Genomic DNA, 23,168 nt, shown 5'->3' with positions numbered 1-23,168 from the left:
CGTCATTCCAGGCTCGAGGCCTTCTCCTCCGCGAGCTCCTTGTCGCTCGGCCACAGCAGCAGGGAGATCACCAGCAGGATGCCGAGTCCGCCGGTGATGCCGATGAAGCGGTCGACGCCGGGCATGATGCTGTCGGGCGGCGCGGCGCCCTGCACCATGGTGATGATGAAGACGAAGCCCGACTGGGTGCCGACATAGCCGACGCCGTGCGGGCCGGACTGGATGTGCATGCCGATCCAGGCGGCGGCGCCGATGAGGGCCAGCCACCAGGCGAAGGATTCGATCTGCATGGCGAGGAAGGCCAGCGCCACCACGCCGCCGATCAGGCATCCCAGGAAGCGATGGATCGAGCGCACCGCCACGGCATGGCGCGTGCCGAGCCCGCCGTCGGCGATCACCGGCGCCGACATGACCACGGCGACCGTGATCGCCATCTCCGCCACCTCCGGCAGGTCGATCATGATCCAGATCCACAGGACCGCCACCACCGCGATCGCGGAACGCACCCCGTGCAGCACCACCGGCCACTGCGCCCCGAGCAGGTGCCGCCATCCCGGCGCCTGCGGCGGCGGCTCGGCGTGCCAGTCCTGCAGCAGCTTGGCGACGACGATCGCCGAGCCGACCCCGACCGCGACCTCGAGCACGCGGTAGTAGGCCACGGCGGCCGCCTGCTCGGGATTGTTCAGGCTCATCAGCAGCACCATGCTCGAGGTGATGGTGAGGAACAGGAAGGCGAGCCCGTGCGGGCTGACTTGCATGGCGATCACCCCCAGCATCGTCACCAGGGCCAGGAACAGGGTGAGCGCGACATGGTCGTAGGGCAGCCAGCGCGCCATGACGAAGCCCAGCAACGCGCCGGCCGCGGTGCCGGTGAGGCGCAGCAGGCCGCGCCGCAGCGAGCCCGCACCGGTCGCCATCAGCGACATGAACCCGCTGATCGCCGCCCACCACGGCGATTCGATCTCGAGCAGGAGGGCGAGAAAGGTCGCCAGCACGACCGAGCAGGCGGCGACGATCCCCTGGCGCGTGCGCACCGGATCGCTCCCGAGCTCGAGGAGCTCGCGGCCGTAGCCCTCGAGCGAGGTCCACACGAGGTCGGCAAGCTCGGCGAAATCCTCGCTGATGGCGCGCAGCAGCCGGCGGATCATCGCGGGAAGATGACGGTGCGCGCGTCCGCCCCCATGTAGAGCTTGCCGTCGGGCGGCGCCTCGTCGAGGTAGATCGTGACCGGGATGCGCCTCTGCAGGCGGATCCAGTCGGTGGTCGGCGCGACGTAGGGCAGCAGCATCCCGGGCTCGGGACTGCGGCTGATGCCGCGGGCGATGCCGGCGATGCGCGCCTTGTGGAAGGTCCAGGGGTCGCTGTCGAGCCACACCCAGGCGGTGCCGCCGACCTTGAGCGGGCGGATATAGTACTCCTTGTAGTTCGCCATGATCCGCCAGGCGTGGGCGTCGACGATGCCGATGTTGGGGATGTTGACGGTCGCGGTGTCGCCGACCCTGAGGGTCAGGTTGTTGATCCAGCCGTCGGCCGGCGCCAACACGTCGGTCTTGCCGAGCCGCCATTCGGCGGTCGCCTTCTCCGCCTTGGCGACATCGAGCGCGGCCTGGTGGACGTTGATGCTGGTCTGCGCCTTCTCGATGGCGATGGTGGCGATGGTCATGTCGGCGGTCGCCCGCCGCAGCTCGTCATTGGCGCGATCGAGCTCGGAGCGCGGCGCGTTGTTCTCGGACGCCAGCACGGCATAGCGCGCCTGCTGCTCGGCAGCATAGGTGTGGCTCGACCTCGCCGCGTCGAGCGAAGCCTTCGCGGTGGTCAGCTCCTCCCGCGCCACCTTGACCAGGGCCGTCTGCTCCTCGATCTGCGCCTGGCGCGTGTCGACCTCGAGCTGGAACGGCACCGGATCGATCCGGTAAAGCCGGTCGCCCTTCTTCACTGCCTGGTTGTCGACGACCGAGAGCTCGATGATCGGGCCTGTCACCTCGGGCGCCACGGCCACCAGGTCGGAGCGCACGTAAGCGTCGTCTGTGTAGGCCACGTAGTAGGTCAGCACCTCCCAGGCGATGAACAAAGCGAGGATCGTGCCCCCCACCCCGACCAGGCGGCGCAGGCGGCTGACGCTGCGCGCGGGCGGCACGGCGACGGGAGCTGCCGGCACGGCCGGGGGTGCGGTCACTTGTGCAGGAGGTGGCGCAGGAACAGGCGCCGGAGCCGCGGCAGGTGCCGGCGAAGGCGCCGCGGCAGGCCGGGCAGCGGGCGACGTGCCCGGAAGATCGGGTCGTGGCGGCGCTGGGGGAGACTCAGTGTCGCTCATTGCCCGGCAGGATAAATGTCTTTCCGATCCGGTGAAACCGCAGGCGGTTCCGCCGCTCAGAATCCCATGGACTTGAACTTGGCGGCGAGCGCGGGGATGGAGAACGGCTTGCCGATGAAGTTGACGCCCGCATCGAGCACGCCATGGTGCACGATCGCGTTGGCGGTGTAGCCCGTGGTGAACAGCACCTTGAGATCGGGCCGCAGCACGGTGGCGGCGGACGCGAGTTGGCGGCCGTTCATGTCGCCCGGCAGGCCGACGTCGGTGAACAGGAGCTGGACGTCGTCGTGCGCCTGCAGGATTGCGAGCGCCGCCGGCGCATCGCCGGCCTGGTACACCGTGCAGCCGATCTCGCGGCAGGCCGAGATGGCGAAATCGCGTACGACCGCGTCGTCCTCGACCACCAGCACGACCGGGCCGCTGCCGGCGTCCCGCGCCGGCGGCCTGGCGGCCTCGGGCTCGGGCGGGGCTTCCTCGAGCGCCCGCGGCACGTAGATCTTGACCACCGTACCGTGACCCGGCTCGCTGTAGATCTTCAGGTGGCCGCCCACCTGCTTGATGTAGCCGAAGGTCATGCTGAGGCCGAGGCCGGTTCCCTGCCCGCGCTGCTTGGTGGTGAAGAACGGCTCGAAGGCGCGCGCGATGGTCTCCTGGTCCATGCCGTTCCCCGTGTCCGACACGGCGATCAGCACGTACTGACCCGCCGTCACCTCGGCATTCGCCGCGGCATAGGCGTCATCGAGGTGGGCGTTGGCGGTCTCGATCGTCAGCGCGCCACCTTCCGGCATGGCATCGCGCCCGTTGATGGCGAGGTTGAGGATCGCGCTCTCGAGCTGGATCGCGTCGGCCTTCGCCCGCCACAGGCCGCCGGCCAGCACCGTTTCGACCCGGACGCGCTCGCCCAGCGTGCGCCGCAGCAGTTCGGACATGCCGGCGACCAGCTTGTTGACGTCGATGACGTCGATCTGCAGCGGCTGCTGGCGGGAGAAGGCGAGCAGCCGCTGGGTCAGGGTCGCGGCCCGCGACACGCCGGCCTGGGCCAGCTCGAGAAAGCGGTTGAAGTCGGCCGAGGGCTGGGCGACGCGGCGGCCCATCATCTCCACCGCGCCGCCGATGCCCGTCAGCAGGTTGTTGAAGTCGTGGGCGATGCCGGCGGTGAGCTGACCGACCGCATTCATCTTCTGCGACTGGCGCAGGCTCTCCTCGGCCCCCTGGCGGCGGAGCTGCTCCTCGCGCAGCTGCAACAGTGCATCGGTCTGCTGCATGGCCCGACGCGAGGCCAGCACCGCCAGGCCGAACAGGGCGAGCGTGGCGGGGATGCCGAAGATCAGGTGGGACGACATCCGCCCGATCCACTCGTCGCGGATGCTCTGCAGCGAATAGCCGCTGGCCACGTAGATGGGCAGGTCGGGCAGCTTGCGATACATGAACAGACGCGGCACGCCATCGACGCCCGAGGCCTGGGTCACGTAGCGGCCGCTCTCCGGACGGTCGGCTATGCTGCGCATGAAGCCCGTGTTGGCCGCCAGCCGGCCGGTCCCCTCCTCGACCGGATAGCGCACCAGGATCTCTCCGTCAGCACGGACGATCGAGGTCGTGAACTTGTCGGCATCGGCCGCCTGCGCGAAGCGGTCGATGAAATACCTGGGCGACATCGACACGACGACCACGCCGCTGAATGCCCCGTCCTGTCCCTGACGCCGCTCGCTGTACTGAAAGAAGTCGATCTCCTTGCCCCGTCCGCGCAGCGGCTCACTGACGAAGCGCTGGCGGCCATCGTCGCGGTGCGCGCCGAAATAGGCGCGATCGGAAAAGACCTTCTCGCCCGGTGCGGGGAAGAGGTTCGCGGCCACGAGCGGCCGCCCCTGGTCGTCGAGCACCCACACATCCTCGATCTGGGGCAGCCGCTCCACCAGGCGCTTGAGGCGCAGATGGACCTCCTGCTCCTTGGCCCGGATGGACGCGTTGGAATCGTCCTCCAGCTGGTCCATGACGTTGGCGGCGATCAGGTAGTCGATCTCGAACGAGGCGCGGACGTTCGTGTAGAGCAGGTCGAGGGTTCGGCCGAGGCGCTCCTCCGCCTGCGCCCAGGTCTCGCCATGGGCCAGCCAGGCCGCCCCGGCGAAGAGCAGCAGCGGCACGGCCAGCGTCGCCACGGCCAGCACCATTGCGGTCTCGGCGGCGGTCGTACTCCGCAGCTTCCAGGTGCGCAGCTTGAGGAGACGCCGCATCCGGGTTCAGGCTTTTCCCACGAGCGACGCCACGAACTTCGACAAATCGCCCGCACTGTAAGGCTTGGGAAAGACGTGAATGCCGGGAGGCGCCGCGGCGGCCCCCGAGCCCGAGCAGCAGATGATCGGCAGCGCCGGCCGGTCGCGGCGGGCAGCCTCGATGACCGCCTGGCCCGGCATGTCGGGCAAGCCGAGGTCGACGATCACGGCGGCAAGCGGCGCCTGGCCCGCCAGCACGTCGAGGGCCTCCTGCCCCGTCCCGGCCTCGATGCAGGCGATACCCAGCGCCTCCAGCGCGTCCACCAGCACGGCGCGGATCAGAAACTCGTCCTCGGCAAGAAGTACGCTCGACATTTTCGGCGTTTTCCTATTCGGCCGCCCGGGCCACCGCAGGCTGGGGCCGGAAGGGCAGTATGGTTGTGGCGCGGGCAGCGGGCAGCGGCAAGGGCGGCGTTTCCACTCCGAGCGCGCGGGCCGCGTTCCATCCCCAGCGGGGATCGAGGAGGAAGGCACGCGCGTGGGCCGTGCAGTCGGCCTCGCCCGAGGCGATGATGCGCTCGGCCTGCTCGGGCTCGGTGATGACGCCGACCGCCCAGGTCCTGATGTCCGCCTCGCGGCGGATGCGGGCGGCGAACTCGACCTGGTAGCCCGGCCCGACGGCGATCTTCTGCGCCGCCGCGTTGCCGCCCGAGCTGGCGTCGATGAAGTCGCAGCCCAGCGCCTTGAGCTGGCGGGCCGTCTCGACCGTCTCGTCCAGACCGAGACCGCCCTCGACCCAGTCGACGCAGGACAGGCGCATGCCGATCGCCCTGTCGGCCGGCCACACCCGCCGGCAGGCCTCGAACACCTCGAGCGGAAAGCGCCGGCGCTTCTCGGCGCTGCCGCCATACTCGTCGCCGCGCGTGTTGGTGATCGGCGACAGGAACTGGTGCAGCAGGTAGCCGTGGGCGCCGTGGATCTCGACCACGTCGAAGCCCAGCCGGGCGCTGCGCAGGGTGGCGTCGACGAAGGCCTGCTTGATCCGCTTCAGCCCGACCGCGTCGAGCGCCAGCGGCGTGTGCCACGTCCGGTCATAGGGGATCGCCGAGGCCGACACGGTGGTCCAGGGCAGGTCCGGCGCATCGGCCCGGGTGAGCGGACCACCGCCCTTCCAGGGACGCTGGGCCGACGCCTTGCGCCCGGCATGGGCAAGCTGCACGCCGAGCCTGACATGGGGCATCCAGGCGCGCGCCCAGTCGACGACCGGCTTCAGCGCCGCCTCGTTCTCGTCGCTGTACAGGCCAAGGCACCCCTGGGTGATTCGCCCGTCCCGCTCGACATGCGTCGCCTCGAGGCAGAGCAGCCCGGCGCCCGACATCGCCAGCATCCCGTAATGAACGTGGTGCCAGGGCTGCGCCGAGCCGTCGCTCGCCGCGTACTGGCACATCGGCGACACGACGATGCGGTTGGGCAGAGTGACGCCGCCGATCTCGACGGGCGTGAAGAGCTGGACGGTCATGATTTTCCCCAATGTGTTGCCTCCCCAGCTACGCTGGGGAGGTGGCCCGAAGGGCCGGAGGGGTCATGAGCAACATCGCGAATGCTCATGACCCCTCCGCCCTCTGCGCGGGCACCTCCCCGCGCTTCGCGCAGGGAGGAATAATCGGCATCAGCCACCGATCGACGGGCCGGCCTCGTGGCCCAGCCATTCCTCGATCAGGCGGCGGGCGATGGAATCGCGGCGGGGCATGAAGAACGAGCCGTCCTTCGGCAGGTTCTCCGGCTGCAGCTCCTCGCGGGTGAGCCAGCGGGCGCTTTCGAGCTCGGACTCATTGACGCTGAAGTCGAGCGATTCGGCCTCGGCATGGAAGCCGATCATTACCGATGCGGGAAACGGCCAGGGCTGCGAGGACCGGTAGACGACGTCCTTCACCCGCACCTTCACTTCCTCGTAGACTTCGCGCGCGACGGCATCCTCGAAGCTCTCGCCCGGCTCGACGAAGCCGGCCAGGGTCGAGTGCATGCCCCGCGGGAAATGCTTGCCGCGGCCGAGCAGGCACTTGTCGCCGTGATGGACCAGCATGATCACCGCCGGGTCGGTGCGCGGGAAGTGCTCGGCCTTGCAGTTCTCGTTGGTGCAGATGCGGACGTGGCCGCCCTTGCCGACCCGGGTCGTGGCGCCGCAGCTGCCGCAATAACGGTGGCGGCGGTGCCAGTAGGTCATGCCGCGGGCATAGGCCAGGATCGAGCCCTCGCGGGCGAACAGCAGGGCGCCAACCTGGCGGAGGTCGACGAACTCGCCGAGCTCCTTCAGCGGCACGTCCTTGCCGGTGACGTCGACGGCGAAGTACGGAACGCCCTCGATGTAGCCCAGGAAGATGTGGTGCTCGGCGGCATTGGCGATCGCGCGGCCCATCATGCCCTGCAGGAATACCGCCTCCGGGCTGCCCCCTGCCTTCACGAGGTTCTTCTCGGTGTCGATCGGCACGAACCGGGCCGCCCCCGAAGAGGCAAGCTCGATCATCCGCTCGTCGCTCTCCCGCTCGTGGCTCGCGCGGTCAATGTCCGCGCTGGAATAGGGATTTCTCAGGCGCTGCTGCATAGGCGGCGGACCGTGCCATAGCGGCGGCGGGGCTGCAATCGACTCGACTGGACCGCGACGCCCCACACCCTCCCTCTCCAGAGAAGGGGCGGCGTGGAACGCCTCCGTTCTATTCCAGGGCCGCTGCCAGCACCTGGGCGACGTGGATCGCCTGGCGGGCCGCGCCGTCGGCGATCTGGTGGCGGCAGGACGTGCCGTCGGCGACGATCAGCGCGTCGGGCGGCGCCTTGCGCACCGCCGGCATCAGCGACAGCTCGGCCATGGCGATCGAGGTCTCGTAGTGCTCGGCCTCGTAGCCGAAGCTGCCGGCCATGCCGCAGCAGCTCGACTCGATCGGCGTGACCGCGAGGCCGGGCACCAGCGCCAGCGCCTCCTCGACCGCGCCCATGGCGCCAAACGCCTTCTGATGGCAATGGCCGTGCAGGAAGGCTTCCTTCTGCGGCAACGGCCGCAGCGGCAGGTCGAGCCTCCCCGCCTTCTTCTCGCGCACCAGGAACTCCTCGAACAAGAAGGCATTGTCGCCGGCGGCGCGGGCCTCTTCGCCCAGCCCCAGCGCCTGGATCTCGTCGCGCAGGGTGAAGAGGCAGGACGGCTCGAGCCCGACCACCGGCACGCCGCGGGCGACGAAGGGCGAGAGCGCCCGCAGCAGCCGCCGCGCCTCCTCCCGCGCGCGGTCGACCTGGCCGGTCGCGAGGTAGGTCCGGCCACAGCACAGGGCGGGCGCGCCCAGGTCGGGCCAGGCGACCGCGACGCGATGGCCGGCCGCTTCCAGCACGCGACGTGCCGCGTGAAGCACCTGCGGCTCGAAATTGTTCGAGAAGGTATCGGCGAAGATCACGACCGTGGCGTCGGCCTGGTCGACGCCGGTCGTGGCGAGGAACGTGTCGCGCCGCCATTGCGGCAGGCGGCGCTGCTTGGCGAAGCCGAGATAGGGCTGCACGAACCAGGCGAGATTGAACAGCCAGGGCAGCCGCCGCGCCCATGGCGCGACCGCGGGCAGGCTGCCGATCAGCCGGTCGCGCCAGCGCAGTCCCTTCGCCATGCGGCGAGCCGAGCGCGCCTCGATCTTCATGCGGGCCATGTCGACGCCGGTCGGGCAGTCGCGCTTGCAGCCCTTGCAGCTCACGCAGAGGTCGAGGGCCGCGGCCACGGTGTCGGACGCCAGTGCGCCCTCGAGCTGGCCGGACAGGGCGAGGCGCAACGTGTTGGCGCGGCCGCGCGTCAGGTGCTTCTCGTCGCGCGTCACGCGGAAGGACGGGCACATCGTGCCGGCGTCGAACTTGCGGCAATGCCCGTTGTTGTTGCACATCTCGGCGGCCTTGGCGAAGCCGCCGGTCGGGTCGCCGCCGCTGCCCGGCGCGGTGAGCGCCTCGGTCAGCGGATCGTTCTGGACGTTCCAGGCCGACCAGTCGAGGGCCGGCTTGTAGGCGATGTTGGCGTAGCCCGGCTTGAAGCGGAACAGCGAGCGGTCGTCCATCCGGGACGGCCGCACGATCTTGCCCGGGTTGAGCAGGCCCCGCGGATCGAACAGGTCCTTGACCTCTTCCATGGCACGGGTGAGCCGCGGCCCGAACTGCCAGGCCACCCATTCCGAGCGCACCAGCCCGTCGCCGTGCTCGCCCGAGAAGGCGCCCTTGTACTCGCGCACCAGCGCCGAGGCCTCCTCGGCGATCGCCCGCATCCTGGCCGCGCCCTCGTTGCGCATGTCGAGGATCGGCCGCACGTGCAGCGTGCCGACCGAAGCGTGGGCATACCAGGTGCCCCGCGTCCCGTGCCGGGTGAAGACGTCGGTCAGCCGCTGCGTGTAGTCGGCCAGGTGCTCGAGCGGCACCGCGCAATCCTCGATGAAGGAGACGGGCTTACCGTCACCCTTCATCGACATCATGATGTTGAGCCCGGCCTTGCGCACTTCCCAGAGCGCGGCCTGCGGACGGGGCTCCGGCATCTCGACGACGCTCCCCGGCAGGCCGAGATCGCCCATCAGCTCGACCAGGCGCGCGAGGTCGCTGAGCTGCTGCTCCCTCTCCTCGCCCGCGAACTCGACCAGCAGGATGGCCTCGGGCTGCCCGATCAGGGCGCGCTCGATGACCGGGCGGAAGGACGGGTTGGCGCGCGCCAGCTCGATCATGGTCCGGTCGACCAGCTCGACCGCCGTCGGCTTCAGGCGGACGATGTGCTGGGCGCTTTCCATCGCCTTGTAGAAGCTCGGGAAGTTCACGACCCCCAGCGTCTTGTGCTTGGGCAAAGGCGCGAGCTTGAGGGTCAGGCGCTCGGTCACCGCCAGCGTGCCCTCGCTGCCGACCAGCAGGTGGGCAAGGTTCACCGAATTGTCGAGCGTGTAGGGCCGCTCCGACTGCGGGAAGAAGATGTCGAGGTTGTAGCCGCCGACGCGGCGCAGCACCTTGGGGTACAGGCGCTCGATCTCGTCGCGCTCGGCGAAAGCGAGAGCCGCCACCTTGTCGGCGATGGCGCGCACCGAGGCCGGCATGTCCTCGGGCCGCGTCGAGCCGAAGCGCGCGCGCGTGCCGTCGGCCAGGATGGCGTCGATCGAGGCGACGTTGTGCACCATGTTGCCGTAGCGGATCGACCGGCTGCCGCAGGAATTGTTGCCGGCCATCCCGCCCAGCGTGCATTGCGCCGAGGTCGAGACGTCGACCGGATACCAGAGCCCGTGCGGCCGGAGCCAGGCGTTGAGCTGGTCGAGCACGACACCCGGCTGGACCGTGACCTCGGCGCGGTTCTTGTCGAAGCCCACGACTTCGCGCAGGTATTTCGAGACGTCGACGACCAGCGCCGGTCCCACCGTCTGGCCGCATTGCGAGGTGCCGGCGCCGCGCGGCAGGATCGCGGCCCCGGCGTCGCGCGCCACGTCGAGGGCCAGCGCGAGGTCGGTCTCGTCGCGCGGCAGCACGACACCCACCGGCTCGACCTGGTAGATCGAGGCGTCGGTCGAATAGCGCCCGCGCGAGGCGGCGTCGAACAGAACGTCGCCCTTCACGGTGCGGCGCAGGGTGGTTTCGAGGTCGGCCATCTCCGCCACTATAGACGCACCGCCGTCCCGGGGGCGAAGCCTCCCGGGACGGGCGCGCCCGGCCCGATCAGTCCAGCTTCACGCCGGCGGCGGCCACGACCTTCCGCCACTTCTCGATCTCGGTGCGGATACGCTTCGCGAAGTCGGCCTGGCTCTCGCCGCCCGCCTGAGCGGTCTGGTCCTTCCAGATCGCCTGCAGCTTGGGCGTCGCCAGCGCCTTCACGACCTCGGCGTGCATGCGGTCGACGATCGGCTGCGGCGTGCCCTTGAGCGCCCACAGCCCGTACCAGGTCGACACGATCCAGTTGGGCGCGCCAATCTCGGCGGCGGTCGGGATATCGGGGAATTCCGCGTTTCGCTCCGGCGTGGCGACTGCCAGCCCCAGCAGCCGGTTCGTGCGGATCTGCGAAGCCGAGGTGCCCATCCCGTCGAACATCATGTCGACGTTGCCGGCCAGCAGGTCCTGCATCGCCGGCCCGGCGCCGCGATAGGGTACGTGCACGAGCTCGGTCCCGGTCTCGAGCTTGAACAGCTCGCCCGCCAGGTGGTGAGCGGTTCCGGCGCCCGGCGAGGCGTAGTTCACCTTGTTCGGGTTGGCCTTCACATAGGCCACGAACTCGGCGGCGGTCTTCACCGGCACGCGCTTGGGGTTGATCGAGATGACCTGCGGCACCAGCGCGATCATGGTCACCGGCACGAAATCCTTCTCGAGATCGTAGTCGAGGTTCTTGTAGATGGACGGCGCGATCGTGTGGTGGATGGCCCCGACGAAGAACACCGAGCCGTCGGGCTTCATCTTCGCGGCCTGCGAGGCGCCGACCGTGCCGCCCGCCCCGCCCTTGTTGTCGATGATGATCTGGCAGCCGAGCTGCTCGCCGACCTGGGCGGCCAGCGGCCGGGCGAAGACGTCGGTGCCGCCGCCGGCGGGAAAGGGATTGACCCAGGTGATGGTCGCCGGCGGCCATCCCTGCTGCGCCCGTGCCACGCCCGGCGCCGCCAGCGCGGCCGCCAGGCCGAGCCGAAGGACGCGGCGCCGCGACGTCCCCGATGCCGGATCGACGGTCGCGTCCCGATGATGCCTGATCATTGTCCTGTTTCCCCCAATCGTCGTTGTATGGCGCTCGGCCGGGGGCCTGTATACACGATGCGCAAGACGGAGGGCTTCAAATGCGGCTGAACTCCCACCCCAGCGGGCGGCATTTCCTGCAGATTCCCGGGCCGACCAACGTGCCCGACCGGATCCTGCGGGCGATGGATCATCCGACCATCGATCACCGCGGACCCGAGTTCAACGCGTTGGCCCGAAAGGTCCTGCGCAGCGTGCGGCAGGTCTTCCAGACCAAGCAGCCGGTGATCGTCTTCCCCGCCTCGGGCACGGGCGCGTGGGAAGCGGCGCTGGTCAACACCCTGTCGGCCGGCGACCTGGTGCTGATGTGGGAAACCGGCCACTTCGCCTCGCTGTGGAAGAAGATGGCCGACCGGCTCGGTATCAAGTCGGAGTTCATGGGCGGCGACTGGCGCAAGCCGGCCGACCCGGCGGCGATCGAGAAGCGGCTGAAGGAAGACAAGGACCACGCCATCAAGGCCGTCTGCATCGTCCACAACGAGACCTCGACCGGGGTCACCAGCGACATCGCCGCCATCCGCCGCGCCATCGATGCCGCCCGCCATCCGGCCCTGCTGCTGGTCGACACGATCTCCTCGCTGGGCTCGCTCGACTACCGCCACGACGCCTGGGGCGTCGACGTGACGGTGGCCGGCTCGCAGAAGGGCCTGATGCTGCCGCCGGGCCTCAGCTTCAATGCGGTCAGCGAGAAGGCGGTCGCGGCCTCCAAGGCCTCGACGATGCCCAGGGCCTTCTGGAATTGGGAGGAGATGCTGGCGGCCAACGCCAACGGCTGGTTCCCCTACACGCCGGCGACCAACCTGCTCTACGGCCTGAACGAGGCCTGCGACATGCTGCTGGAGGAAGGGCTCGACGCGGTGTTCGCCCGCCACCAGCGCCACGCCGAGGCGACGCGGGCCGCCGTGAAGGCCTGGGGCCTCGAGATCCTGTGCAGCGACCCCGCGGCCTATTCGGGCGCACTGACCGCGATCGTGCTGCCCGAGGGCCACGACGCCGATGCCTTCCGCAAGATCGCGCTTGAGAACTTCAACCTGTCGCTCGGCCAGGGCCTCAGCAAGGTCGCGGGCAAGGTCTTCCGCATCGGCCATCTCGGCGACTTCAACGACCTGATGCTGTTGGGCACGCTGTCGGGGGTCGAGATGGCGCTTGGCCTCGCCAAGGTGCCGCACCAGGCGGGCGGCGTGCAGGCTGCCCTCACCTACCTGCGGGACACTGCGCCCGGCCGTCGCGGCTGAGCGCGGACCCGCGACAATCGGCCAGACTGAGCCCGGCAGTTTCGGCCCCGGCTCCTTATTTTCGCCACATTGGTTCGGCTGTTTGCACACCGGGTGAAATACAAGTCGTGGAGGCGAATATGGGGACCCTCACCAAGGGCGCGGCCCAAGTGAATCGCACGCGCCGTAACCTGACCAAGAGCGCGGCACTGGTGGTCGGCGCCCTTGCCGGCCTGTCGGCGACGGGCGGACCGGCGAGCGCCCGCCACTGGCATGGCGGCGGCGGCGGGAGCTGGAACTGCTTCCTTCGGGGAACGCGCATTCGCACGGAGCGAGGGTACCGCAAGATCGAGACGCTGGCGGTGGGCGACCGCGTGGTGACCCGCTTCGGCGGCGTGAGCGCCATCAAGGCGATCGGCCGTCACGCCATCCGGCGCGACGCCGTCGACGGTCGGTGGCCGGCCGAAGCGCGGCCGGTCCGCATCCGGCCGTCCGCCCTGGACGAGGGCGTGCCGGCCCGCGACCTCTACCTCACCCCGACCCATGCGCTGTTCCTGGACGAGGTGCTGGTGCCGGTCGGCGACCTGGTCAACGGCGAGTCGATCGTGGTCGAGGATGTCTCGGACCGCGGCCGGCTCGACTATTTCAACATCGAGCTCGACGGTCACGACGTAATCGACGCCGAGGGCGCGGCCTGCGAGACGCTGCGCGGTCCGGCGGCGACCGGAACCGGCGGCGTCAGGGGCGGCGCCTCGAAGACGCCCTGTGCGCCGGTGCTGAGCTTCGACGGCGGGCGCAACGAGCTGAAGTCTCGTCTGCGCAGCGCCGCGGCGGTGGTCGTCGACCGTCGCCGACCGCTGGACGTCATTCGTGATCGGCTGGAGGAGCGCGGCCTGGCCCTGGCCGCCTGAGGCAACATCAGAGGCCCGGAGGCTGATCGGGAGCGGCGCCCGCCGCTTCTTCCCTCTCCCTCCGGACTCATTTCGCCCGCGGCGGCAGGCTTCCGCCCGACGCCCGCACCTCCGCGACCGCGCGATCCCACGCGGCCAGCCGCTCCGGGCCGACCGGATGGCTGTCGAACATCGTGGTCGTCGTGCGCCGGGACTCGCGGGCCATGCCGACCAGCAGGCCGCGGGCCTTCTCGAGGTCGACGCCGGCACGGTAGAGGATCAGCGCGGCGAGATAGTCGGCCTCGCGCTCCTGCTCCTTCGAAAAGGACAGGCGCCCGATCATGGCGCCCACCTGCATGCCGAGCTCGGCAGCGCTACGGGTCGCCTGGGCGCTGTCGCGCCGCCCCGACGTCGCCACGGCGGTGCCCGCGCCCAGCACCACCGCGCCGATCGCCGCGCCGATCATCTGGTTGCGCAGGCCCTGGACGACGTGGTTGGCCGCCTGGTGGGAAATCTCGTGAGCGATCGCCAGGCAGATCTCCTCCTCGTTGGCGGCGTGCTCGACCAGACCGCGGTTGAGGACGATCAGGCCGTTCAGCATCGCGCTGGCGTTCAGCGCGTGGTCGCGCGAGATGCGGAACTGCCAGGTGCAGGGGCCGACGTTCATCTCGTGGCAAACCTGCAGGGCGGGCTCACGGACCCGCTGGATCGCCGAGCGCAGGGTCTCCCTGACCTCGCCGTCGGAGACCGGGCGGCCCATCAGCCCGCCCTTCTCCGCCCGGACCTCCGCCAGCGCCGCGGCCACCTCGCCGTCGCTGACCTGCGGCAGGCGATGCACGGCGCCAGAGCATCCCCCGACCAGAAGCGTTCCCGACAGCGCGATGAGTGCCCAGCGTCGCATGATCCTGCCCTCCCTCTGCGGGAAAGGACGGGTCAGCGGGCGACGGCGTTACAGCTGTGCCGACGGCCGACCGCTTGATCCAGATCAATGACGGCGGCGGCGGCGCCCCGAACCATTCCCCGACACGGGGGACAGCATGGACGCCTGCTACTACGCGCTGATCGATCGCAGCGAGGACGGGGACTTCAGCGGCTGGATCCCGGACCTGCCGGGCGTCGCCGCCTCCGGCCAGACCGAGGGCGAGGTGCTGCGCCGCCTGTCGGGGCGCGCCCGGGACTGCCTGCACGAGATGGTCCTGACCGGCTCGCCGCTGCCCCAGGGCCGCGCCCTCGAAGCGCTCCCCCAGGAACCCGATACCTACCGCCGCCTGCTGCTCATCATGAGCTGAGGGCCCCGCCCCTCAGGGGACGGTCCCCGCCGGCAGCGCCGCGCAATGGCGCGCGATCGCACCGGGCGTGGCGAGCCAGATGGTCTCGCGGTGGCGGGCGATGTGGCGCAGCGCGCGCTTGAGATGGCGCAGCCGGTGCGGCTGTCCGACAAGGTAGGCGTGCAGCGCGATCCCCATGACCAGCGGCCGGTCCCGCGACAGGTCGAGCATCTCGTCGAAATTGTCGACGATCATGTCGGCGAACTCAGGGCCGCCCATCTTGCGGCCGACGATGGCGGGGATGTCGTTCACCTCCTGCGGGTAGGGCACCGCCAGGATCCGCCGGTCGCCGCGGCAGCGGAACCAGACCGGCTGGTCGTCCATGCACCAGTCGAGGAGATAGGTGTAGCCCGCCTCGGCCAGCAGGTCGGGCGTGACGTGGCTGTGCGAGATCCACGGGCCGAGCCAGCCCTCCGGGCGGCGGCCTTCGGACTGCGCGACACGTTCCGTCGCCTCGGCGATCAACGCGCGCTCGGCCTCCTCGCCGAGTACGCCCTGCCGCTCGGCATTGGTGCGGCCGTGGCCCACGATCTCGTCGCCGCGCGCGCGGCAGGCCGCAACCAGCGCGGGCGCGTAGTCGTACATCGCGCTGTTCACCAGCGCCGCCAGCGGCAGGCCGAGCGCGTCGAAGGCGTCGAGCATGTACCAGGCGCCGACCCGGTTGCCATAATCGCGCCACGCGAAGTTGAGAATGTCGGGGTGGGGGCCACCCGGGGCAAGCTCGGCGCCGAGCCCCTCGCCGTAGGAGAAATGCTCGAGGTTGAGCGCGAAATAGACGGCCAGTCGCCGCCCCTGCGGCCAGCGGTAGTCGGCGCGCCCGCGCATCGGCACGTAGTCGTAGCGGTCGTGGGTCTTCAGTCGCATCCTCGAATCCTAGCGTCGGACGTCTCGCGAGACCACGCTCGTGGTCTCTCCGCCGGCGGACCGTGCAATCCGTGCGCCGCGCCAGCGCCCCTCATCGCCGCATTTCGCGCTTCGCTTCGTTCACGATCCCGATGATGGGAGGAAACGTCAGGCCATGCTCGACCGCTTGCTGTCCGCCGCCTTCGCCGGCGGCGTTCTTCTCGCCACCGCCGCTCCGGCCTTCGCCTACTACTCTCGCGATTCGTACGAAGCCGACGTCACCTTCACCGGCATGGTCGAGATCCCCGACGACACGCCCGACTTCCTGATCACGCCCACCTACATCAACCGTCAGCTCCTGTTCCTCGCCGGCCCGCTGCAGGCGGCACCGCCGAAGTCCGCCGGCAAGGCCGACGGCCAGATCGACGTCCTCGAGAAGACCCGCGACGCCCGGACCGGCCGGCTCTACGCGCGCTATCGCTACAGCGGCACCTTCGTCCTCGACAATTCGATCCAGGACGTCCTGAAGATCCGCCTGCCGCTCAATCCGGCCGAGGTTTGGCCGCGCTCGACCGACGAGTGCTTCAGCTACGGCAGCAAGTACCGCATGGCCTACTTCTGGAATCCCTCGGCCAAGGGCTGCCGGCTGGCCGAAGGCGTCGACTACTTCACCGCCAGCGGCGCGATCACCAAGAAGCGCGCCAACTCGGCGAACACGGTGCCGGCCTACGAGCGGCTGGCCAACGACCGGGGCGAGATCCGCATGGTGCTGGCATTCGGCGCCGACGACGACGCCAACGGCCGGTCGGCTCCCGACCGCAACAAGGACTACAACGCCGCCAACTACCGCGACACGCGCGACTATCTGCTTGGCCGCGGCTTCGCCGGCCGCCTGGTCGCTCTCGACGAGCGCGGGCGCGAGTGCGGCACGCCGAAGTCGCTGGCCGCGTCGCCGGGGCATGTCGAGGAGTTCGTGCGCCAGGACGGCGCGCGGCGGGTGGTGGTCCGCCTGTTCTGGGGAGTCGTCAACATCGGCGACGACAGCAACGCCTTCTTCTGCATGGCCAAGGAAGCGGCGGAGCGCGGCTCGGTCTTCCTCTATTCCGGGCATTCGCGCGTCGGCGGCCTCGACCTGCAGTACATGGCCGACCAGATCGGCGCGCCCATCCGCATGAACGTCGGCCAGTACCAGATCTACGGGTTCTTCGGCTGCTCGAGCTACAGCTACTACAACGCCTCCTACTTCGCGGCGAAGGCCTCGGGCGCCGATCCGGACGGCACGCGGAACACCGACATCATCACCAACGGCGTCACCGGCTCGTCCTACGCCATGTCGGATTTCACCATCAAGACCGTGGCGCCCATCCTCGACTGGTCGGCCCGCGGCACCCGGACGAGCTGGCAGCGGATCATGGACTCCTACGACAAGAAGTTCCTGACCGGCGTGAACGGCGACGAGTAGTCCCGATCGGACGTCGCGGCCGGGACTGCGGCGTCGCAACCGCTCGCGCCGCCTGAGGAAATGACTGCCGCGGCCGGTGAAATGAATCGCCGCCCGTCCGCGCAGCGGCACGCCGTTTTGATACGGGTGCTCCGGAAGCCCGCAGCGAGCCGTAGCGCCGGAAACGGCAATGGGCTACGGTCGCCGCAACAAGACAGCGCCGTGCGACAGCGGCCGTCGGGAGGAGTGGTCAAGCGTTGACGGCAACGAGTGCTGATGCCCTGCCAGTTGCGCGGGAGGCGAGCGGGGTCTCGCGCCGCTGGGCCGCCCCCCTCTGGGTCAGCGCACTGCTGATCGTCCTGGCCTTCCTGGTCATCTATCCGCTGCTGATGCTGGTGTTCGGCGCGCTGAGCGATTCGAACCCCGTGGTCGACGGGTTCGGCGCCTTCCGCCCGTCGGTGAAGCACTTCCTCGACGTGCTGGGCAACGAGAACGTCCACCTCGCCTTCTTCAACGCCCTGGCCGCCTGCGGCGGCGGCACGGTGCTGGCGGTGGTGATCGGCCTCGCCTTCTCGTGGATCGTCGTGCGCACCAACACGCCGTTCAAGGGCTTCATTGCCGGCGCCAGCATGGTCCCCCTGTTCGTGCCGCCCCTGGTCGCCGGCGTCGCCTGGGGCATCCTGGGCTCGCCCAAGACGGGGCTGCTCAACATCGTTCTGAAATGGATGGGCATCGACTTCCGCTTCGACTTCTACTCGATGTCGGGCCTCATCATCGTCTTCGGCATCTACTACGCGCCCTACGTCTACATGTTCACGGCCTCGGCGCTGCGCAACATGGACCCGAGCCTGGAGGAAGCGTCGGAAGTGTCCGGCGCCTCGGCCTTCACGACGCTGTTCACCGTCACCTTTCCCCTGATCGCCCCGGCGATCCTGGCCGGATCGCTGCTGTCCTTCGTGGTCATGCTGGGCATCTACGGCGTGCCGGCGGCGCTCGGCGCGCCGGCCAACATCAGCGTGCTGACCACCTACATCTTCAAGCTCACCGCCTGGGCGCCGCCGCTCTACAACACCGCGGCCGCGGTCGCGATCCTGCTGATGGCGGTCACCGCCATCCTGGTCTGGGCGCAGCAGCGAATCCTCGCCGGCAAGAGCTTCGCGACGGTGGCCGGCAAGGCGTTCCGGCCGCGGGCACTGAACCTCGGCCGCTGGCGCTGGTTCACCTTCGGCCTGGCGCTGGTCTACCTGTTCGTGGTCGTCGTCCTGCCGACCCTGGCGCTGGTCATCGCCGCCTTCCGCAAGTTCCTGTTCTTCAAGGACTTCGCCGCTGTGTTCGACATGAAGCAGTACAGCTGGACGCACTTCGACGCGGTGTTCGCCAACCCCCTCACCATGCTGTCGATCTGGAACACGCTGAAGGTCGGGGTTATCACCGCCCTGGTCGGCGGCGCGCTCGCCTTCGCCATCGGCTACACGGTGAACCGCACCGCCGCGCCGGGACGACGCGCCATCGACCTGCTCGCGACGCTTCCGGTGGCAATCCCCGGCCTGGTGGTCGGCGTCGCCTATCTCTGGGCGTGGATCGGCCTGCCGGGCGGCCTCTACGGAACGATCTGGATCCTGGCGCTGGCTTTCGTCGCCCGCTTCATGCCCGACACGGTGAAGGCGCTGTCGACCTCGTTCCTGCAGATCCACAAGGAGCTCGAGGAGGCCGCCTGGATCTGCGGCCGCGGGCTGCTCGGCACCGTGCGCACGATCGTCCTGCCGCTGGCCAAGCCCGGCGTCGTGGCGTCGATGACGCTGCTGTTCGTGCTGGCGATCCGCGAGCTCGGCTCCTCGCTGTTCCTCTACACCAGCGACACCACCGTGATGGCGGTGCTGCTGCTCGACTACTACGAAGGCGGCAACACCGGAAAGACGGCCGCCTTCAGCCTGGTGCAGACCGCCATCCTGGGCGGTCTCCTCGGGCTCACGACCTGGCTTTCCCGCGACGCCGCGCAGGGCAGCGCGCGCGTCGGCTGACAGAACGACGCTTCAAGGAGGATTCGATGAAAAGACGCACATTCACCAGGACGGCGGTCCTCGGCGCCGCCGGGATCATCAGCGGCGGCGTGACGGCGCAGGCTCAGCAGGAGAAGTTCGGCTCCAAGGAAGTGATCGCCGCCGCCGAGAAGGAAGGCGGTCTGACCTACTACACGGCCAATTTCGCCGAGGTCGAGCAGGAGGTCATCAAGGAGTTCAACAAGACCTTCCCCAAGATCAAGGTCGCGATGGTGCGCGCGCCGGGCGGCCAGCTCATCACCCGCATCAAGACGGAAGCGGCGGCGGGCAAGCTCGCGGCCGACGTCGTCAACCATTCCGACCGCGGCCTGATGCTGGCGATCGCCGACCTGTTCCAGGACTATGCGCCGCCCAACGCCGCCGACTACCGGCCCGACGCGGTCGTCTCGCCCAAGCTGTGGCCGGGCGCCACGATCGGCTGGTCGATCGCGTACAACACCCAGCTGGTGAAGACGCCGCCCAAGACCTGGATGGATCTCACCAAGCCCGAGTACAAGGACAAGCAGATCGGCCAGGTAGTCGGGCCGTCGGGCGGCACGACCTGGACCCGCGTCATGTTCGAGCGCCAGGTGCTGGGCGAGGACTACTGGAAGAAGCAGGCGGCGCTGGGCGTCGTGCTGTTCCCGTCTGGCGCGCCGACCTCCGACGCGCTGGTGCGCGGCGAGATCTCGATCGCGCCGCTGCTCTACAACATCATCTACACCAAGATCGTCGAGGGCGCCCCGGCCGAGGCCGTCTTCGCGCCCGAAGGCGTGCCGATCAACCCCTACGCCGACGGCATCACCAAGACGGCCAAGAGCCCCAACGCGGCGCGGCTGTTCATGAACTGGCGCCTGAGCAAGGAAGGCCAGGCCTTCCAGATCACCAAGCTCGGCAACATCACCTCGCTCAAGGAGCCGCCAGCCTTCCCGAAGGGCTGGGACCCCAAGACCATCAAGGTGTGGGTGCCGAACTTCGAGCAGTTCGAGAAGCTGCGCACGCCGTGGCTCGAGGAGTGGAACAAGACCTACGGCTACCGTCAGTGAGCTCGGCCCTCCTCATCGAGCGCCTCGTCAAGCGCTTCGCAACCGGCAAGCCCGCCGTCGACGTCGTGAGCTTCGACGTCCCGGCGGGCGAGATCGTGGTCCTGCTCGGCCCTTCCGGCTGCGGCAAGACCACGACCCTGCGCTGCGTCGCCGGCCTCGAGCATCCGACCGGCGGCCGCATCTCGATCGGCGACCGCGTCGTGTCGGAGCCCGAGCGCGGCGTCCTGGTGAGCCCGCGCGAGCGCGACATCGGCATGGTGTTCCAGTCCTATGCCGTGTGGCCGCACATGACGGTGCGGCAGAACGTGGCCTATCCGCTGAAGCACCGCCGCGGCGCCGGCGGCGACATCAAGGCCAAGGTCGACGAGACCCTGGCCCTGGTCGGCCTGGCCGAATACGCCGAGCGGCCCGTGACCTCGCTGTCGGGCGGCCAGATGCAGCGCGTGGCGCTGGCCCGCAGCCTGGTCTACCGGCCACAGCTCATCCTGCTCGACGAGCCGCTCTCCAACCTCGACGCCAAGCTGCGCATCCGCCTGCGCGACGAGCTGCGGCGCATCCTGAAGCAGACCGGCATGACCGGCCTCTACGTTACCCACGACCAGTCCGAGGCGGTGGTGCTGGGCGACCGGATCGGGGTCATGAAGGACGGCAAGCTGCTGCAGATGGCCGCCCCGAACGAGATCTACAATCGTCCGGCCGATCCCTTCGTCGCCAACTTCACCGGCGCCTCCAACGTGCTGCTGGGCAAGGTGCTGGAGCGAAGCGGCGACAAGGCGACCATCGATCTCGGGGCCGCCGGCCGCATCGAGACCTGGACGCCGCAGCCGCTCAATGCCGGCGACAAGGCGCGCGTGGCGCTCAGGGCCGAGAACGTGCGGCTGGGCGAAAGCGGTCCGGCCAACGCCTTCACCGGCCGCGTCATCGAACGCCGCTACCAGGGCATGCAGACGCTCTACGACGTCGAGCTGGGCGGCCAGCGCCTCGAGGCGCTGGAGCTCGGCACCGCGGCACGCCACCAGGACGGCGAGGTCTCGCTGACCCTGCCCCCGGACGCCTGCTGGGCCTACCGCGACGAGGGCGCGCTCGCGATCGAGTGACCGGGAATGCGCGAACCGGCCCGCCGCCGGGGGCGCGCACGACTCCGTGGCGTGTCATTGGAGCGCGGACCTCCAGGTCCGCATCATGATGATGAGCGGACCTGCGCGCCCAGCAATGAGGCGCCCCCTGTCATCACACTCTAAAGGGCGGCACGCAGCGCCGCGGCGAGCGGCGCGTCGTGCTCGGGCAGCAGAACCTGGGGATCGAGGGTGAGCACGCCGCGCTGGGCGTGCCGCTCCGACAGATGGACCGGGGGATCGCCGCGCTGCAGGCGGGCGCTCAGCCCGAGCGCATCCGGTACCGCGATCTCCAGCACCGGCACGCGGCCGGTGACCGAGGCCGGCACCAATGTCGCGGCACGACCGTTCAATTCCGCCGCGATCACCTTCAGCCGCGCCTCAAGCCGCGCGTTCTCCGCCGTGTCGTCGGCCCGCACGAAGCGCTCGAGCGCGACCAGCAGGCCCACGATCTCCTCCTTGCCCGCCTTGAAGCCGCGGCCGATGCCGTGATGGGGCACGCCGCGGAGATTCGTCCGGTCGACCAGCCGCGGCGGCGTCCAGGTGTCGGGCGACACGTCCATGTCGAGCTGCTGCAGCAGCGCCGAGGCCACGAGATCGCGCCGCCCGGCCAGGATGCCCGACGCCTGCGGCCCGCCCAGCGCCTTGCCGCCGGAGAAGGCCACGAGATCGGCGCCCATGGCGATGAAGCGCCCGAGATTCTCCCGGGGCGGCAGTTGCGCGGCGGCGTCGACGATCAGCGGGATGCCCGCGGCGCGGCAGGCCGCCACGGCAGTCGGAAGGTCGGCGAGGCTGGTCGCATTGGCCGAGAAGGCCATGGCGACCACCGAAGGCGAGAGTGCCGTCTCGATCTCCCAGGCCTCGAGCCCGCGCACGCCCGCGCCCGTGCCGCGGTCGTTGTGGCCGATATCGACCAGCCGCGCGCCCGACGCCGCGAGCGCGTGGGCGTAGCCGGTCCTGTGGGTGCGCGGGATCAGGATGTGATGGGGATAGGCCTCGGCATGCGGCAGTGCCGCCATCCTGGCCACGTCCCAGCGCGCGATCGCCGCCGCGGCCGCGAGCGTCAGCGCCGCCGCCGCGCCCGTGGTGACCAGCCCGGCCTCCGCGCCCGTCGCCTCGGCGATGCGCGCGCTGGCGGCGTCCTGCAGTTCGCCGATGTCGACCGAGGCGCGCGACGCCGCCGCCATCGCCTCGACGACTTCGGGCGCCATGACGGCGCCGCCCAGCCGCGTCAGGGCGCCGGCGGCATTGATGCGGCGACGGACGCCGAGACGGGCATAGGGATCGTTCATGGCGAAACTCTAGGACAGCGCCGCGGAACGCCCAATGCCCAACCGGCTTTCGCCCGTCGAGCCCGGCCGCGCCGCGCCGGGTTGCCGGCCTCCCCTGCCCGCTTCACCATTGGCCAGGCAACGGAGAAGAAGCAATGAGCCGTCGGTTCGGGGACCTGCGCCAGATCGGTATCGTGGTGCGCGACATCGAGGCCGCGATGAAGCACTGGATCGAGGTGTGCGCGGTCGGCCCGTGGTTCTACACCGACAAGCTCGCGCTCACGGAGTTCAGCTACCGGGGCACGCGCCACGACGACATCCATGTCTCGATCGCGCTCGCCAACTCGGGCGACGTGCAGCTCGAGCTCATCCAGCAGCGCTGCACGACGCCCAGCATGTACCGCGACTTCCTGGCGGCCGGCCACGAGGGCATGCAGCACTGGTCGAGCTGGCCGGTCGACTACGACGACCGGCTCCTGCAGGCGGTCCGCTCTGGCTATGTCATCGGACAGCACGGCGACAGCGCGCGCGGCCGCTTCGTCTATCTCCAGGACGAAGGCCACCCGGGCACGGTGATCGAGATGGCCCACATGACCGATGCGCGGCGCCGGATCTTCGACGCCATCCGGGCGGCCGCCGTCGACTGGGACGGCAGCGACCCGATCCGCCGCCAGTGGCCGACCTGACGCGGCACCGGC

At 69.8% G+C, this 23,168-nt stretch carries 19 protein-coding genes; 8 read left to right on the top strand and 11 right to left on the bottom strand.

Annotation, left to right across the window (positions count from 1 at the left end):
- Positions 1–2 precede the first annotated feature (2 nt).
- The 8 genes from ACO073_RS12320 to ACO073_RS12285 form a co-directional block, all read right to left on the bottom strand.
- Entirely contained in the window at positions 3–1,148 is a 1,146-nt protein-coding gene (locus tag ACO073_RS12320) for an FUSC family protein (RefSeq protein ID WP_421997709.1), read from the bottom strand.
- A complete protein-coding gene (locus ACO073_RS12315; RefSeq protein WP_421997708.1) occupies positions 1,145–2,176 on the bottom strand; it encodes an HlyD family secretion protein in 1,032 nt (343 codons plus the stop codon). Before ACO073_RS12315 ends, ACO073_RS12320 begins: the two co-directional genes overlap by 4 nt.
- A gap of 194 nt (positions 2,177–2,370) precedes the next feature.
- Positions 2,371–4,545: an ATP-binding protein gene (locus ACO073_RS12310; RefSeq protein ID WP_421997707.1), complete on the bottom strand. Its 2,175-nt coding sequence runs from the start codon at positions 4,543–4,545 to the stop codon at positions 2,371–2,373.
- 6 nt (positions 4,546–4,551) lie between these two features.
- Positions 4,552–4,899: a response regulator gene (locus ACO073_RS12305; protein WP_421997706.1), complete on the bottom strand. Its 348-nt coding sequence runs from the start codon at positions 4,897–4,899 to the stop codon at positions 4,552–4,554.
- A gap of 13 nt (positions 4,900–4,912) precedes the next feature.
- On the bottom strand, positions 4,913–6,043 hold the full coding sequence (locus ACO073_RS12300) for an NADH:flavin oxidoreductase/NADH oxidase (protein WP_421997705.1): 1,131 nt from the start codon (positions 6,041–6,043) through the stop codon (positions 4,913–4,915).
- A 150-nt stretch (positions 6,044–6,193) separates the two neighbouring features.
- Positions 6,194–7,048 carry an NAD(+) diphosphatase gene (gene nudC, locus ACO073_RS12295; protein WP_421997704.1) on the bottom strand — a complete coding sequence of 285 codons (855 nt, stop codon included), beginning with the start codon at positions 7,046–7,048 and terminating at the stop codon, positions 6,194–6,196.
- Positions 7,049–7,235: 187 nt separating this feature from the next.
- Positions 7,236–10,157 carry an FAD-binding and (Fe-S)-binding domain-containing protein gene (locus tag ACO073_RS12290; RefSeq protein ID WP_421997703.1) on the bottom strand — a complete coding sequence of 974 codons (2,922 nt, stop codon included), beginning with the start codon at positions 10,155–10,157 and terminating at the stop codon, positions 7,236–7,238.
- A gap of 67 nt (positions 10,158–10,224) precedes the next feature.
- Positions 10,225–11,244 (bottom strand): Bug family tripartite tricarboxylate transporter substrate binding protein, encoded by a 1,020-nt coding sequence (locus ACO073_RS12285; protein ID WP_421997702.1) that lies wholly within the window; start codon positions 11,242–11,244, stop codon positions 10,225–10,227.
- Positions 11,245–11,324: 80 nt separating this feature from the next.
- On the opposite strand from ACO073_RS12285, the gene ACO073_RS12280 reads away from it, so the two are divergent.
- Positions 11,325–12,518: a pyridoxal-phosphate-dependent aminotransferase family protein gene (locus tag ACO073_RS12280; protein ID WP_421997701.1), complete on the top strand. Its 1,194-nt coding sequence runs from the start codon at positions 11,325–11,327 to the stop codon at positions 12,516–12,518.
- Between the two features lie 119 nt (positions 12,519–12,637).
- Positions 12,638–13,408: a Hint domain-containing protein gene (locus tag ACO073_RS12275; RefSeq protein WP_421997700.1), complete on the top strand. Its 771-nt coding sequence runs from the start codon at positions 12,638–12,640 to the stop codon at positions 13,406–13,408.
- Positions 13,409–13,475: 67 nt separating this feature from the next.
- Here ACO073_RS12275 and ACO073_RS12270 read toward each other — a convergent pair whose 3' ends face one another.
- Positions 13,476–14,288 (bottom strand): M48 family metalloprotease, encoded by an 813-nt coding sequence (locus ACO073_RS12270; protein ID WP_421997699.1) that lies wholly within the window; start codon positions 14,286–14,288, stop codon positions 13,476–13,478.
- A 136-nt stretch (positions 14,289–14,424) separates the two neighbouring features.
- On the opposite strand from ACO073_RS12270, the gene ACO073_RS12265 reads away from it, so the two are divergent.
- Positions 14,425–14,676 carry a type II toxin-antitoxin system HicB family antitoxin gene (locus ACO073_RS12265; protein ID WP_421997698.1) on the top strand — a complete coding sequence of 84 codons (252 nt, stop codon included), beginning with the start codon at positions 14,425–14,427 and terminating at the stop codon, positions 14,674–14,676.
- A 12-nt stretch (positions 14,677–14,688) separates the two neighbouring features.
- Here the strand turns inward: ACO073_RS12265 and ACO073_RS12260 are convergent, their stop codons facing one another.
- Positions 14,689–15,579 carry a polysaccharide deacetylase family protein gene (locus tag ACO073_RS12260; protein ID WP_421997697.1) on the bottom strand — a complete coding sequence of 297 codons (891 nt, stop codon included), beginning with the start codon at positions 15,577–15,579 and terminating at the stop codon, positions 14,689–14,691.
- 154 nt (positions 15,580–15,733) lie between these two features.
- Between ACO073_RS12260 and ACO073_RS12255 the strand changes: the two genes are divergently transcribed.
- The 4 genes from ACO073_RS12255 to ACO073_RS12240 all read left to right on the top strand — a co-directional run bounded on the left by ACO073_RS12255 (position 15,734) and on the right by ACO073_RS12240 (position 21,181).
- Positions 15,734–17,020 (top strand): hypothetical protein, encoded by a 1,287-nt coding sequence (locus ACO073_RS12255; protein ID WP_421997696.1) that lies wholly within the window; start codon positions 15,734–15,736, stop codon positions 17,018–17,020.
- A 236-nt stretch (positions 17,021–17,256) separates the two neighbouring features.
- Complete coding sequence (locus tag ACO073_RS12250; protein ID WP_421997695.1) at positions 17,257–19,020, top strand: ABC transporter permease; 1,764 nt, start codon at positions 17,257–17,259, stop codon at positions 19,018–19,020.
- A gap of 26 nt (positions 19,021–19,046) precedes the next feature.
- Positions 19,047–20,084, top strand: a complete 1,038-nt coding sequence (locus tag ACO073_RS12245; RefSeq protein ID WP_421997694.1) for an extracellular solute-binding protein — start codon at positions 19,047–19,049, stop codon at positions 20,082–20,084.
- On the top strand, positions 20,081–21,181 hold the full coding sequence (locus ACO073_RS12240) for an ABC transporter ATP-binding protein (protein ID WP_421997693.1): 1,101 nt from the start codon (positions 20,081–20,083) through the stop codon (positions 21,179–21,181). The genes ACO073_RS12245 and ACO073_RS12240 overlap by 4 nt, the downstream gene beginning before the upstream one ends.
- A 140-nt stretch (positions 21,182–21,321) precedes the next feature.
- Here the strand turns inward: ACO073_RS12240 and ACO073_RS12235 are convergent, their stop codons facing one another.
- Positions 21,322–22,491, bottom strand: a complete 1,170-nt coding sequence (locus ACO073_RS12235; RefSeq protein WP_421997692.1) for an aminotransferase class V-fold PLP-dependent enzyme — start codon at positions 22,489–22,491, stop codon at positions 21,322–21,324.
- A gap of 134 nt (positions 22,492–22,625) precedes the next feature.
- Between ACO073_RS12235 and ACO073_RS12230 the strand changes: the two genes are divergently transcribed.
- Positions 22,626–23,156 carry a VOC family protein gene (locus ACO073_RS12230; protein ID WP_421997690.1) on the top strand — a complete coding sequence of 177 codons (531 nt, stop codon included), beginning with the start codon at positions 22,626–22,628 and terminating at the stop codon, positions 23,154–23,156.
- Positions 23,157–23,168 lie beyond the last annotated feature (12 nt).

This window comes from Reyranella sp. (assembly GCF_965229815.1).
In the GTDB taxonomy this organism is placed as follows: domain Bacteria; phylum Pseudomonadota; class Alphaproteobacteria; order Reyranellales; family Reyranellaceae; genus Reyranella.
This window is presented reverse-complemented; position numbering and strand designations above follow the sequence as displayed.